This window comes from Paenibacillus glycanilyticus (assembly GCF_051200795.1).
GTDB classification, from domain to species: Bacteria; Bacillota; Bacilli; order Paenibacillales; family Paenibacillaceae; genus Pristimantibacillus; species Pristimantibacillus glycanilyticus.
On the sequence record NZ_CP195155.1, the window covers coordinates 39837 to 54222 of the forward strand.

General features: G+C 52.8%; 12 protein-coding genes. 9 read left to right on the forward strand and 3 right to left on the reverse strand.

Features of this window, described 5'->3' with window-relative positions; translation table 11 throughout:
* Nucleotides 1-51: 51 nt before the first annotated feature.
* The 5 genes from mfd (at nt 52) to spoVT (ending at nt 7038) form a co-directional block, all read left to right on the forward strand.
* Entirely contained in the window at nt 52-3579 is a 3528-nt protein-coding gene (mfd, locus tag ACR9FF_RS00215) for a transcription-repair coupling factor (protein ID WP_435168146.1), read from the forward strand.
* 128 nt (nt 3580-3707) lie between these two features.
* Complete coding sequence (locus tag ACR9FF_RS00220; protein ID WP_435168148.1) at nt 3708-4814, forward strand: foldase protein PrsA; 1107 nt, start codon at nt 3708-3710, stop codon at nt 4812-4814.
* A gap of 122 nt (nt 4815-4936) precedes the next feature.
* Nucleotides 4937-5809, forward strand: a complete 873-nt coding sequence (locus ACR9FF_RS00225) for an SPFH domain-containing protein (RefSeq protein ID WP_127497008.1) — start codon at nt 4937-4939, stop codon at nt 5807-5809.
* Between the two features lie 12 nt (nt 5810-5821).
* Complete coding sequence (locus tag ACR9FF_RS00230; protein WP_201008796.1) at nt 5822-6007, forward strand: hypothetical protein; 186 nt, start codon at nt 5822-5824, stop codon at nt 6005-6007.
* Between the two features lie 491 nt (nt 6008-6498).
* Nucleotides 6499-7038, forward strand: coding sequence for a stage V sporulation protein T (gene spoVT / locus ACR9FF_RS00235; RefSeq protein ID WP_127497006.1), 540 nt, complete (start codon nt 6499-6501; stop codon nt 7036-7038).
* A 71-nt stretch (nt 7039-7109) separates the two neighbouring features.
* On the opposite strand, the gene ACR9FF_RS00240 is transcribed toward spoVT, so the two are convergent.
* Entirely contained in the window at nt 7110-7964 is an 855-nt protein-coding gene (locus tag ACR9FF_RS00240) for an AraC family transcriptional regulator (RefSeq protein ID WP_435168151.1), read from the reverse strand.
* 186 nt (nt 7965-8150) lie between these two features.
* Here ACR9FF_RS00240 and ACR9FF_RS00245 point away from each other — a divergent pair, with 186 nt between their 5' ends.
* Nucleotides 8151-9449: an alpha-glucosidase/alpha-galactosidase gene (locus ACR9FF_RS00245; RefSeq protein WP_435168153.1), complete on the forward strand. Its 1299-nt coding sequence runs from the start codon at nt 8151-8153 to the stop codon at nt 9447-9449.
* 490 nt (nt 9450-9939) lie between these two features.
* Here ACR9FF_RS00245 and ACR9FF_RS00250 read toward each other — a convergent pair whose 3' ends face one another.
* Complete coding sequence (locus ACR9FF_RS00250) at nt 9940-10563, reverse strand: GyrI-like domain-containing protein (RefSeq protein ID WP_435168155.1); 624 nt, start codon at nt 10561-10563, stop codon at nt 9940-9942.
* A gap of 21 nt (nt 10564-10584) precedes the next feature.
* A complete protein-coding gene (locus ACR9FF_RS00255) occupies nt 10585-11724 on the reverse strand; it encodes a glycerate kinase (protein WP_435172013.1) in 1140 nt (379 codons plus the stop codon).
* Between the two features lie 360 nt (nt 11725-12084).
* Here ACR9FF_RS00255 and mazG point away from each other — a divergent pair, with 360 nt between their 5' ends.
* The 3 genes from mazG (at nt 12085) to ACR9FF_RS00270 (ending at nt 14320) form a co-directional block, all read left to right on the forward strand.
* Complete coding sequence (gene mazG, locus ACR9FF_RS00260) at nt 12085-13563, forward strand: nucleoside triphosphate pyrophosphohydrolase (protein WP_435168157.1); 1479 nt, start codon at nt 12085-12087, stop codon at nt 13561-13563.
* Nucleotides 13564-13765: 202 nt separating this feature from the next.
* Nucleotides 13766-14038: an HU family DNA-binding protein gene (locus ACR9FF_RS00265; protein WP_012772051.1), complete on the forward strand. Its 273-nt coding sequence runs from the start codon at nt 13766-13768 to the stop codon at nt 14036-14038.
* 3 nt (nt 14039-14041) lie between these two features.
* On the forward strand, nt 14042-14320 hold the full coding sequence (locus ACR9FF_RS00270; RefSeq protein WP_012772052.1) for an RNA-binding S4 domain-containing protein: 279 nt from the start codon (nt 14042-14044) through the stop codon (nt 14318-14320).
* Nucleotides 14321-14386: the final 66 nt, after the last annotated feature.

Genomic DNA, 14386 nt, shown 5'->3' on the forward strand with positions numbered 1-14386 from the left:
TTCTATTTCTTTGCCTTTTGTCTTGTGTATAGAAACGGGGTGCCTTCACGATTGAAAGCGTTAGTACAGGCTTTTGCCGCGGATCCGGATGTACAATCGATTATAGCCGGCGTCCGCAAAGGAATGCGCGAACAGATGATATCGGGACTTGCGGGCTCTTCCAGGCAAGTACTCGTTGCGGCGGTGAAGGATGATCTAGACCGTCCGCTGCTTGTTGTCACGCATAATATGTATGCCGCACAGAAAATTGCAGAGGATTTGCAGGAATGCATCTCTGCCGATGATGTATTGTTATATCCCGCGAATGAGCTGGTAGCTGCCGAAGCGGCGATCTCAAGTCCTGAGACGCTGGCGCAGCGCATGGATGTGCTGATCAAGCTGTCCGAAGGCTTCCGCGGGATTATTGTCGTTCCGTTCTCCGGGATTCGGCGCTATCAGCCGATAAAAGGGGTTATGTCGGACGCGAAAATCACGGTTAAGGTTGGCGACACGATTGAGCTGGATGATTTCCTGCGCCAAATGACCGGTCTTGGCTATATTCGCGCGGACCGCGTGGAGTCCAAAGGCGAGATGAGCGTACGGGGCGGTATCGTAGACTTTTATCCGCTCACGGCGGAGCTCGCGTACCGGATCGAATGGTTTGGAGACGAGATTGATTCAATCCGTACCTTCGACCCTTCCGACCAACGTTCGCTTGATAACCTGCAGACGTTTACCGTAACGCCTTGTCAGGAGATCGTTGCCGACCAGCGGCGCTTTAGCGCTGCAGCGGAGCATGCGGCGACTCTTCTTGCCCAGCAGCTCGACAAAATGACGGACCGAATGGCGAAGGATCGCCTCCGTCAGGAAATCGGCGGCGAGATCGAGAAGCTGCGGGAGCAAGTCTATTTTCCTGAAATCTATAAATATATATCCTTGCTGTACCCGGAAAGACAGACCATTCTGGACTATATGCCGGAGGATACGGTTCTGATCCTGGATGAGCCGACAAGGCTGATCGAGACGGGCCGCCAGCTGGAGCGGGATGAGGCGGAATGGTCGACCCATCTGCTCTCCAACGGCAAATCGCTGCCAAGCTTTACGCTTGCCCGGGAATCGGATGAGATTCTGCATCACCGGAAGTTCCAAACGCTGTTTATGTCGCTCTTTCTGCGTCAAACTCCGCATTCGCAGCCTCAAAATATCCTGAATATGACGAGCCGAGCGATGCAGAACTTCCACGGCCAGATGAATGTGCTCAAGGCGGAGATGGAGCGGTGGAAAAAGACCGGCGCGAAGGTGATGATGCTGGGCGGCAACGCCGAGCGGCTCGACCGGATCCGCCGCGTGCTGCAGGATTACCATATCGAGCCTCCGATCCTGATTGAGGGTAATCTTCAATCCGGCTTTGAGCTGCCCTCCTCGCATCTTGTCATTATTACGGAAGGCGAGATGTTCTCGCAGAAGCAGCGCAAAGCGCGCCGGATGGATAAGAAGATCGACAATGCCGAGCGGATCAAGAGCTATACCGAGCTGAAGGTCGGCGATTACGTCGTTCACCAGAACCACGGTATCGGCAAATACGTCGGTATTGGCACGCTGGAGATCGGCGGCATTCATAAGGACTACCTGCATATCCTGTATGCCGGCGGCGATAAGCTGTCCGTGCCGGTCGAGCAGGTCGACATGATTCAGAAATACGTCGGTTCCGAAGAGAAGGAGCCGAAGATCAATAAGCTGGGCGGCAGCGAATGGGTACGGGCGAAAAATAAAGTCCGCGCTTCCGTTCAGGATATTGCCGATGACTTGATCAAGCTGTACGCGGAGCGTCAGTCGGCGCCCGGATTCGCTTTCGGCCAGGATACGGCCTACCAGAACGAATTCGAAGCGATGTTTCCTTACGATGAGACGCGCGATCAGCTGCGGGCGATCGAAGAGATCAAGAAGGATATGCAGAAGCCCCAGCCGATGGATCGTCTCCTCTGCGGCGATGTAGGCTACGGCAAGACCGAAGTGGCGGTTCGCGCCGCTTTCAAGGCGGCAATCGAAGGGAAGCAGGTAGCTATTCTAGTGCCAACGACCATTCTTGCCCAGCAGCATTACGAAACCTTCCGGGAACGATTCTCCGGATATCCGTTCAACATTCAGGTATTAAGCCGGTTCCGTTCCCGCAAGGAGCAAAACGATACGATGAAGGGCTTGAAGGCGGGTACGGTCGATGTAGTGATCGGCACGCACCGCTTACTGTCGCAGGATGTTATTTTTAAAGACTTGGGTCTGCTTATCGTCGACGAAGAGCAGCGGTTCGGCGTGTCGCATAAGGAGAAGCTCAAGAAGCTGAAGACCAATGTCGACGTACTGACGCTGACCGCTACGCCTATTCCGCGGACCTTGCATATGTCTATGCTGGGCGTTCGCGATTTGTCGGTTATCGAGACGCCACCGGAGAACCGTTTCCCGGTGCAGACTTACGTCGTCGAATACAGCACCTCGCTCGTGCGCGAAGCGATTGAGCGGGAGCTTGCCCGCGGCGGGCAGGTTTATTACTTGTATAACCGCGTGCAAGGGATTTACCAGATGGCCGAGCAGATCAATGCGCTTGTGCCGGATGCCAAGGTTGCGGTCGGTCATGGCCAAATGTCGGAGCAGGAGCTGGAGAAGACGATTCTGGACTTCCTGGACGGCGAGTCCGACGTGCTAGTCAGCACGAGCATTATCGAGACCGGCGTCGATATTCCGAACGTAAATACGTTGATCGTGCACGATGCGGACAAAATGGGCCTCTCCCAGCTGTATCAGCTGCGGGGTAGGGTTGGCCGTTCGAACCGGATTGCTTACGCCTATTTCACCTATCAACGGGACAAGGTGCTCACCGAGGTGGCGGAGAAGCGCCTGCAGTCGATCAAGGAATTTACGGAGCTGGGTTCCGGCTTCAAGATCGCAATGCGCGACCTTTCCATCCGCGGAGCGGGTAATTTGCTTGGAGCGGAGCAGCATGGCTTTATCGCCTCCGTCGGTTTTGATCTGTATTCGCAGATGCTGGCTGACGAAATTGCGAAGCGCAAGGCGGAGATGGAAGGCGTGGAAGTGAAGGAAGAGCGCCGCGTCAGCACGCTGATCGACGTCAGCATCGACGCTTACTTGCCTTCCGATTATATTTACGACAGCATCCAGAAGATCGAGATCTACAAGAAGGTGGCTACCGTTACGTCGATTGACGAAGCGGAGGATCTGGCAGAGGAGCTGATCGACCGTTTCGGCAATCTGCCGCAGGCCGTGGACAATCTGCTCTCGGTTGCGCGGCTTAAGGTATACGGCACGCAATACGGCATTGAGCAGATCAGCCAGAAGGGCGATGACCTTATCGTCCGCTTCAGCGAACGCGAGAAGAAGCGGATTGACCGCAAGCTGGTGGATCAGCTGTGCGTGCAGTACGAGAACCGGTTCCGCCAAGGCGCAATTCAGGATGAGTATCCAACGCTTCTGCTGCGCGGCAAAGGGCTTGAGATGGATCAGAAGGTCCAGCTTCTTGAGGGCTTCCTGAAGAAATTCAAGGATGCGAGAAAAGGCGAAGAAGCGCTGCAGGATGCAAAAAGCTGAGGATAAATCAGCGCTTCGAATGCCGGGCTGCTCCTCCTTGCGCGGGGCAGCTGTTACAACCTTGTGGTCAAGCCTTGTCGTTTTCTGTTACAATACAATAAACTTCTCATATTGAAAGGGGATTCAACATGTTGCACACAAAACGCAAATCGACATGGCGCAGAAGCGCACTGCTCGTAATCGCGGCAGTGCTGGTCATGACGATCATGGCGGCTTGCGGTGGCAAGAAAGATAACGAGGGCGGCTCCACGGGCCTCACTTTCGCGGGGGCAGGCAAAGGTACTGTCGTTGCAACCTACAAAGACGGCAACGTCACAGAAGCGGAGTTCAACAAGTACCTGGATATCTTCAACATCATGCAGCCGGGCTACGAGCAAGTGATTGCAATCCCGCAATTCAAGGAGCAATTGCTGCAGCAATTCATTTCGTACAAGATCCTTGCCAAGCAAGCTACGGAAGCAACGCTTAAAAAAGCAGGCGATCAAACGGACGAGCAAATGAAGAGCTTTGAAGATACGCTTAAAACGAACGCCGACGTGAAAAAGACGCTGGACGACAAAAAAGTATCTACAGCTGACGTAAGAACCTACCTCAACCTGATGCTGGTTGTAGTTGAGCATATGAATTCGAAAGTAACGGATGACGAGATGAAAGCCGAGTACGCGAAAAACATCGGCAACTACAATCCGGTAACCGTTCGTCATATTCTCGTAGCAACAACGGATCCTTCGGATTCCACGAAGACGCTCCGCACGAAAGAAGAAGCTCTGGCCCGTGCAAAAGAAGTGAAAGCGAAGCTTGATGCAGGCGGAGATTGGACAGCTCTTGCGAAAGAGTATTCCGACGATACAGGCTCGAAGGATAACGGCGGCGAATACAAGGACGCGAAAGCTTCGGATTGGGTAGAGGGCTTCAAAAATGCGGCTCTGACGCAGCCAGTAGGCAAAATCGGTGATCCGGTTGAGACCGAATACGGCTACCATGTTATCAAAGTTGAAAAACGCGACCAAGTAGCGTACGACAAAATTACGGCCGAGCAGAAGCAAGAAGTACAAAGCGTAGTGGCTTACAACCACATGAATACGTTTATGACGGACGAAATGCCGAAGCAAGACGTGAAAATCACGCTTCCTGAAGCATCCGCATCGCCAGGTGCATCCGCATCGCCAGGTGCTTCGGAGTCCCCAGCGGCGTCCGAATCCCCGGCTGCATCGGAATCCCCGGCAGCTAAATAAGCCTTTAAAGAAAGCTGATCCCATCATGCAAATGATGGATCAGCTTTTTTTGATGAAACACTTTCTTGTATTTGTAAAAAGTGATATCATAATTATATCAAAACAATATAAGGGGTGTTCTTATGAAGGAATATAAGGCTTGGCACGTAAACGGATTCCTCGCATTGCTCGCCGCGATTATTTCTTTTGCCGGAGGTATCGCACTTATTATATTTGGCTCCGATCAGCTGGACCCGAACGTTTTCCTGATTGTTCTTGGGATATTGCTTGAGGTGGTCTTTATAGTGGCAATATCCTCGCTTACAATCGTTCAGCCGAATGAAGCGAAGGTGATTACGTTCTTCGGTACGTATGTAGGTACGGTCCGTATGAGCGGCTTGTGGATTGTAGTACCGTTCACGAACAAAAAGAAGGTGTCGATGAAAGTCCGCAACTTCAACAGCCAGACCTTGAAGGTGAATGACGCGGAAGGCAATCCGGTTGAGATTGGCGCCGTTGTCGTATTTAAAGTGACGGAGACCGCTAAGGCCTCCTTTGACGTGGATAACTACGAGCGCTTCGTGGAAATTCAGAGCGAGACGGCTGTTCGCCATATCGCTGCCCAATATCCTTACGATACCTTCACCGACTCCGCACAGCAGTCGCTACGCGGCAATGCGGATGAAGTAGCGGCGGAGATGATGAATGAACTGCAGAATCGTCTGGCTGTAGCCGGCGTAGAAGTGCTGGAGACCCGCCTGACGCATCTGGCTTACGCGCCGGAGATCGCAAACGCCATGCTGCAGCGCCAGCAGGCGATTGCAATCGTATCGGCACGCCAAAGAATTGTGGAAGGCGCGGTTGGCATGGTGGATTCCGCATTGAAGCAACTGGCGGAGAACGGAATCGAGCTGGATGAGGAGCGTCGCGCGGCAATGGTCAACAATCTGATGGTTGCCATTGTATCCGACCGGGGGGCAACGCCGGTTATTAATACGGGCACGCTGTACTCCTAAGAGGACCGTCCAATGGGGAAAGAAAAGAAAGCTTTTGCGCTCCGGCTCGATCCAGATTTACACCGTGCCATCGAGCAATGGGCGAATGATGAATTCCGCAGCGTGAACGGGCATATCGAGTTTTTGCTCCGGGAGGCGCTTGGCAAAGCCGGAAGGCTGCCTAAACCAGCGCCCAGCAATCCGGCTAATAATGAGTGATGTTTGGCAGCCGCCGTTCCATCTTTTAAAGGGTGGAACGGCGGTTTTCTCATGTATGGATTTTTTCACGTGGAACAATTAGTGGGGTTAATTATTAAAAAGAAGGAAATGAAGCAAGGTTTTTGGCATAGAAGGGAATGCTTTAAATGGTGCTTTACGGATTGTCTTACACATCTGTCCGAGATTGCCTGGCTTCAGCAGGAAACCCGCGGGAAGCGGCGGATGGCCGTGCATAAGAAATTGGGAGCCGATGAATACTATGGTCAGATTCACAAAAGAATTCGTTATCGAACGCGCTAGACATAAGAGCCGCCGAAACACAACCAGCATAACGGCAGCTTTAGAATAGGCGCTCCGCTAGCTGAATCATTCTTTTTCCGCGAGAACGCTTTAATCCTTGGGTTATGGACCAGGTGGGCGGCAATCGCTTGTTATGAAGGCTAATCGTATCCAGTGACTTAAAATCCTCTAGGAAAGTGGGGCAACAAGAAATGAAAGCAACTGGAATTGTACGTCGCATCGATGATCTCGGGCGTGTGGTGATTCCGAAGGAGATCCGCCGTACTTTACGTATCCGTGAAGGAGATCCGCTCGAAATATTTGTTGACCGCGATGGTGAAGTAATCCTGAAGAAATACTCTCCAATCGGAGAGCTTGGCGACTTCGCCAAAGAGTATGCCGAATCCTTATTCGAGAGCACCAACCATGTTACCCTCATTACCGACCGCGATACGGTTATTGCCGTAGCCGGCGCTTCGAAAAAAGAACTGCTGGAGAAGCAGATCGGCTCGATTCTGGAAGGCTGCATGGATAACCGCAAGACGATTGAAGGCACTTCCGGCACATACGAGATCGTTAAGGATATGCACGACACATACTCCGCATATGTAGCAGCACCAATCGTTGCAGGAGGAGATCCAATCGGCACCGTTGTCCTGCTCAGCAAAGACGAAGCGGTTAAAATGTCGCAGATGGAAACCAAAATGGTGGAGACGGCGGCAGGCTTCCTGGCAAAACAAATGGAACAATAATAAGGGCGAAAATGAAGGCTTGGTTCCCGTTAACCGACTGCAGGTTGCATCGTAACGGAAACCAAGCCTTTTTATGTGGCGGTGCGGTTGATATGGTCCCGGGATGCCCGTGGAGAGCTTCCGATCACTCTCTTGAACATTTTCGAGAACAGGAATGGGTCGGTATATCCGACGGAGCGGGCGATGTCGCCAATGGTAAGCTCTTGGTGATGCAGAAGCTCAACGGCCCGGTTCATCCGGAAACGGAGCAGGAAGGCCTGCAAGGATACGCCCAGCTGCGCTTTGAATAAGCCGGACAGGTAAGTGCGGTCGAGCCCCACGAAATTCGCGATGTCCTGAACGGAGATCGGAAGGCTGTAACTGTTCTCGATAAAGGCAACCGCTTTGTTGATGTAGGCTTCTTTCGTATTAACGGCATGCGCCGGGGCAGAGGGCATCTTATTGCAGGCAACCAGCCGGGCCATGTACTGGTACAGAAGACTTTGACTGAATAGATCCGCGCTGCCGGGATGATCTTCAAGGGCTTGATGGAATTGCTCATAGACGGATTCGAAAAAGTCTTTCTGCTCCGTCGCGTCAAATATTGGATTTACGGAGCTAAGTCCGGCCCGCTGCAGAAGCGATTTCGCATGAAGTCCTTTAAGTCCTACCCAGGAGTAAGTCCAGGGGTTCTCCTCGTCAGCTTTGTAATGCACAAGCGAGCCCGGAATGATAAGAAAGCCTTGGCCGGCATGCAGCTCATAGCTGAGCTCGCCTAACCGGAATTGACCGGTGCCGCTGTGGATGTAATGAATAATATACATATCGCGCAGACCGGGACCCCAATAATGCCCGGGATCGCAATCCTGTTTGCCCCAAAAGAGCAGGCTTAAGTCCATATAACGCTCTGTTGCCGGACTGGGCAGATAAATTTCGGTTAACGGCATAGGGCGGTTCCCTCCAATGCGGATGGTACACAGCTTATTTCTTTATTATAAACAAGGCGGCGCGGCTCGTCATAAGGAAATGGGATTATGACAAATAAATAAGAGGCTTTGCCATGTTCGCTTGCCTGCTTCGGATATATAGTGAAGGAGTCAATTCCTTTTACGAAAACGGAGGCGGAAGCAAAGATGTCTAAAATTACTTTTCTAGGTGCGGGAAGCACGGTATTCGCGAAAAATGTTCTTGGTGACGTAATGTCAACGGAGGCCCTGCAAGGCTTCGAGCTTGCCTTATTCGATATTGACGCGGGACGGCTGCGCGATTCCGAGCAGCTGCTGTTGAATATGAAAGCATCCCTCGGAAGCAGCTGTGTCGTTAAAGCCTATTCCGATCGGAAAGAAGCGCTCCGCGGAGCTAAATATGTGGTCAACGCCATTCAAGTCGGCGGCTACGATCCATGTACGATTACGGATTTTGAGATTCCGAAAAAATACGGGCTGCGCCAGACGATTGCCGATACGGTTGGCATCGGCGGTATTTTCCGCAATCTGCGCACGATTCCGGTTGTGCTTGATTTCGCAAAGGATATGCGCGAGGTATGTCCGGACGCTCTGTTCATGAATTATACCAATCCAATGGCGGTTCTGACGAACGTGCTGTCGACGGCGGGCGGCGTTAGAGCGGTGGGCTTGTGCCACAGCGTGCAGGCTTGCGTGTCCGATCTGTTCAGAAGCTTGGAAATGGACGCTACGGGAGTGGAATCCAAGATTGCGGGCATCAACCATATGGCGTGGCTGCTTGAAGTGAAGAAGGATGGCGTGGATCTCTATCCGGAGATTAAGCGCCGTGCGGCGGAGAAGCAGAAGGAGAAGCATCATGACATGGTCCGGTTCGAAATGATGCTGAAGTTCGGCTATTACATCACGGAGTCGTCCGAGCATAACGCGGAGTATCATCCGTACTTCATCAAGCGCAATTATCCGGAGCTGATCGAGCGCTTCAATATTCCGCTGGATGAGTATCCGCGCCGTTGCGTCGAGCAGATCAAAGGCTGGAATAATATGCGTGAATCGTTGCTTGCCAACAGCAATATCGAGCATAAACGCAGTCATGAATACGCTTCCCATATTATGGAGGCCATTGAAACGGGCAAACCGTTCAAAATCGGCGGCAACGTTATGAACACCGGCTTGATTACCAACCTGCCGAAGGAAGCTTGCGTAGAGGTTCCGTGCCTTGTTGACCGCTCGGGCATCAATCCGACGTATGTCGGCGATCTGCCGCCGCAGCTGGCTGCTCTTAACCGCACGAACATTAATACGCAGCTGCTGACGATTGAAGCGGCGCTGACGCAGAAGAAAGAGCATATCTACCATGCCGCTATGCTGGATCCTCATACTTCGGCGGAGCTGTCCATGGATGATATTGTGGCTTTGTGCGACGATTTGATCGAGGCTCATGGGGATTGGCTTCCGCGATTCTCATAATCGATGCTGGCGGGACAGAAAATATACTTCCTTCCAGTTGCTGTTGTACCCATGAAATTTTGAATTCACTCGCTCAGGCGAGATTTCATGGGTACAAAGGCAAGCGCTACGCTCTTCCAGTAAGTATATTTCCTTTACCCTATCTATCGATCGCAACGCGATCAAAAACCGCACAAAGCGCGGTTTTTATAGGCAAATTAGGCCGCCCACTCATACTGGGCGGCCTAATTTTTTTCTGGGCGGCCTGGTGGACTCAGGCCGTCCCTAAAATAATTCGGCTGCCCGGTTCAGTGGGCAGCCTATTGTGGTTTAAAGCAATGGATGGAGGGGAGGGATTGTATCTCTTTAAGGAGCGGAGCTTTTGCCTTTGCCGTCTAAAAGCCTCGTTTACGAGCTTATTCAAGCTTTTAGACGGCAACAGCAACCGAAAGAGATACAATCCTGGACTGAGATCGCATATGCGTCAATCAGTAGAATCCCGTACGGAATATCAATTGCGCCCCGCCTGGAAACGGAGGACGGTTTTTAGTTTTTCCGGCTGCGTTTTTCTGGCATCGGATATGTAGATTTCTTTATGGAGCTTGGAGATCCGCCGGAGCCCCTGTTCCTCGCAATACTGCTCCATCTTTTCGAAGCTGGCCGGTTCGTCATCGTAAGGACCGTGATGCATCATCTGGACGCAGAGACCTTCCTCCAGCTGTCCGAACGTTACGTTGCTTAGGAGCGGGTGGGGCTTTTTCCTGCTGACGTTCTCGATAACTTCTCGTGCCAATGCCTCCGTTACGAAGTCGGGCTGCCTGATCATAAGGGTGTAGACGAGCTTGTCCTTGTCGAGAACGGCAGCTTGTCTAGCCTCCTCCTCCAGATCCCATATACCCTCGAGCGGAAAAACGGCGTATTCGTAATATCCCTCCGGCGCAGCTCCTTTTTTAGGCAGCATTTTTACGGTGTAGGACAAGGAATAGAGTACTCCAACCGCCTCTGCGAATTCCGGGTGATTGGGATTGCCTTTGCCATTCAGCATGAAATAGTTCATTGCGGGGACTTCGATGACGGAAGGGGAATTTTTGGGCAGATAAAGCGGCTTGTCGTTCTTTTTCCAATCATATTTCATTTCGAATATCCCTCCGGTCCTTTATGGTTTGCTTGCGCGTCCTGCCAGAAAAGCACGGATAACTTGCTCAGCCGACTGCTCAAGCAGGATGGGGGCACGCTCCATCGCTTCCTGTAAGGTCATTGGCGTATTCATGATGCTGTGTACGCTGCTAATTCCCTCCGCATGCAGGACATCAATGCCGGAGCCGACGGAGCCCGCCAACGCAATCGCAGGTACTCCATGCTTCTTGGCCAGTTGGGAGACGCCCATCGGCGCTTTGCCGGAGGAAGTCTGGTGATCGATGCGGCCTTCCCCGGTTATGACCAGATCCGCACCGTCTAGATGCTCCTCCAGACGCACATGCTCCAGAACGACATCAATGCCGCGGCGAACGGAAGCGGGAAAGAAGGCCAGATAGGCGCCGCACAAGCCGCCGGCTGCACCTGTGCCAGGGCGTTCGTGAAGCCGGATTCCCGTTTTCGCTTCGATTAGATCCGCCCACGCCGTCATCCCATGCTCTAGCAGGTCTACCGTCTCGGGAGAAGCGCCTTTCTGCGGACCAAATACGCTTGAAGCCCCCTGCTCCCCGATAAGCGGGTTTTGCACGTCAGTGGCGATAACAAAAGAAGACTCCGCAATGCGCGGATCCCATAGACTGTCGTCAATCGTCGCAATATCCGCTAGAGACCCTCCGCCGGGCGAGACGGGATTGCCCTGCCGATTCAGCAGCCGCATCCCTAGAGCCTGCAGCATGCCGGTCCCGCCGTCATTAGTGGCACTGCCGCCTACGGTGAGCAGAAACCGCCGGCAACCACGGTCCAGCGCGTGGCGGATAAGCTCGCCTGTCCCGTAAGTTGTCGTCAAGGCCGGGTTACGCTGCTCCTCCGTCAGCAAGCAAAGGCCAGAAGCTTCCGCCATCTCAATAACGGCCGTCTGTTCGATTATTCCGTAAGAAGCGCTGACGCTTGCCCCTAGCGGGCCCGTTACGATAACGGTTATGCGCTCACCGCCCGTAGCGGCGAGCAGGCTGTCGAGCGTTCCCTCTCCGCCGTCAGCGATCGGAAGCTTGACAATGCCGGCATCCGGCACGCACCGCCGAATGCCTTGAGCAATGGCTTCCGCTGCCGAAGCGGCGGACAAACTGCCTTTGAATGAATCCGGTGCTATAACGATTTTCAGAGCAGCCCTCTCCTTTTATGTTCCTTATTGCCTTTAGTATACCTGATTCCCCGGTCCCTGCGCTGCAAGAGGGGGAAAGGAGCAACATGAGCGGTCAACGCGGGCCGCAGCAGGCAAAAAGCCTGCTACATGCGGCAAACGGCGCCGTTAGTGCGGGCCAAACGGGCCGCAGCAGGCAAAAGGCCTGCTAAATACAGCAAACGGCACCGCAAGAGCAGCCTGCACAAGCTGCAGCAGGCAAAAGGCCTGCTAAATGCGGTAAACATTGTTGTCTCCAGCTGCCGGGTATTATTAATCCCCATGCAAGAAATGGTATACTACCTGTAGAATCTGCTTGTGGCAGGAAGGAGCATTACGAATATGGCGCAAACGATAACGGTAGTTGGCCTGGGATCGGGCGATCCCGATCAATTAACGCTTGGCGTGTGGCGGAGGCTGCAGGAGGCGGAGGCGATTTATGTCCGCACGGAGCAGCATCCGGTGATGTCGCTGCTGCGGGAGCATCAGCTGGATTACACGTCCTTTGACAGCGTTTATGAACAGCATGACACCTTTCCGGAGGTTTATGATACAATAGCGGATACGCTTGTCCGCAAGGCGCAGGAGGCATCCGCGCCAATCCTGTATGCCGTACCTGGGCATCCGATGGTAGCGGAGCGTACGGTACAGCTGCTGCGCGAGCGCTGCTCGTTGGCTGGTATAACGCTCGAAATTATCGGCGGGGAAAGCTTCCTTGACCAGGCTTTTATCCGTCTTGGCATTGATCCGATCGAAGGCTTTGCGCTGCTTGATGCGGCAGAGCTGAAGGCGGCTCACGTGCAGCCACGCGTACATACGATTATCGGGCAGGTCTATGATGCTTATACCGCATCGGATGTGAAGCTCGCGCTGATGGAGCGTTACCCGGATGACTACGAGGTTGTTGTTGGTCACGCGCTTGGAGTAACGGGCGAGGAACAGATCCTTAAGGTTCCGCTGTACGAGCTCGACCGGACACCGGGCTTCGGCAATCTGTCGCTGATTTGGGTACCCCGTACGGAAGAGGATGCCGTTCTTAACCGCACGTTCGACCGTCTGCATGAGATCGTTGCTATTCTGCGCAGCCCCGAAGGCTGTCCGTGGGACCGCGAGCAGACGCATCAGTCCATCCGCAAAAATTTCATCGAAGAGCTGTATGAAGCGCTTGAAGCCATTGATAACGACGATCCCGACAATATGCGGGAGGAGTTTGGCGACGTGATCCTTCAGGTGATGCTGCACAGCCAGATGGAAGAGGAGACGGGAGCATTCTCTGTCTATGACGTTATCGAAAGCCTGAACGAGAAGCTGATTTTCCGCCATCCGCATGTGTTTGGCGACCGTAGCGCCGGGGATGCCGGCGAAGCGCTTGCCAACTGGGAGCAGATGAAGGCGGAGGAGAAGAAGCGGAAAGGCGAAGCCGATGCCCGCAAATCGCAGCTGGACGGCATTCCGAAGGATCTGCCGGCGCTTATGAAGGCCTACCAGCTTCAGAAGAAAGCGGCGAAGGTTGGCTTTGATTGGGAGGAGCTGGGACCGGTTCTGACCAAAATAGAAGAGGAGCTTCGCGAGCTGCGCGAGGCGATAGATTCGAAGGATTCGGAAGAGCAGGCAGGAGAGCTGGGAGATTTGCTGTTTGCGGTTGTGAACGCTTCTCGCTTTATCCACGCGGATCCTGAAGAAGCTCTCTCTCGCACCAATGCAAAATTTAAGAGCCGATTCTCTTATATTGAGGAGCAGCTTCGTATAAACGGCAAAACTTTTGACCAGACTGATTTAACAGAAATGGATCGTTGGTGGGAAGAAGCGAAGCGACAATAGAGCCTCGGATTCGCCACGAATCGCAACATTTCTGCATCTTTCGGTAAATTTTTTTACTCGTGCAGCAGGATTTTTTTACAGACAAGCAGAATAAGTATCAACGTGTTTGTGTTTATGCTTAAAATTACCAAACAAACGGCAGCACCCAGTAGCAGCGCTGACCGAACAAAACAGGCGAATTGAATTTAGGAGGATATTAATAATGAACAAAACAGATCTGATCAACAACATTGCAACAAAAAGCGGTTTGACTAAACGTGACGTAGAAGCGGTACTGAACGGCTTCCTCGGCGAAGTTACTGACGCGCTTGCAGGCGGAGACAAAGTACAATTGATCGGCTTCGGTACTTTCGAAACTCGTAAACGTTCCGGCCGCGTTGGCCGCAACCCGCAAACGGGTAAAGAAATCTCCATACCAGAATCCAAAGTTCCTGCATTCAAAGCAGGCAACAAACTGAAAGACGCTATCAAGTAATACATGCGTCTCGATAAATTCCTCAAAGTATCCCGGTTGATCAAGCGCCGTACGGTAGCAAAGGACGTGTCCGAGCAAGGACGCGTCTGGATCAACGGCCGTGAAGCGAAAGCTAGCAGCACGGTTAAAGCAGGGGATGAGCTAACGATCCAATACGGACAGAAGACGGTAACCGTTCGCGTCGAACGAATTGCCGAGACGACCCGCAAGGATGAAGCCGGTGAGCTCTACACTTTGATCAAGGAAGAACAACGCCCGCGCGAGGATAATCTCGGCTGGTAAACAACAAAGAGCTGTCACCTTAAGTGGCAGCTCTTTTTTCAATTCCAGGAATGTAGGTTTGCGTCT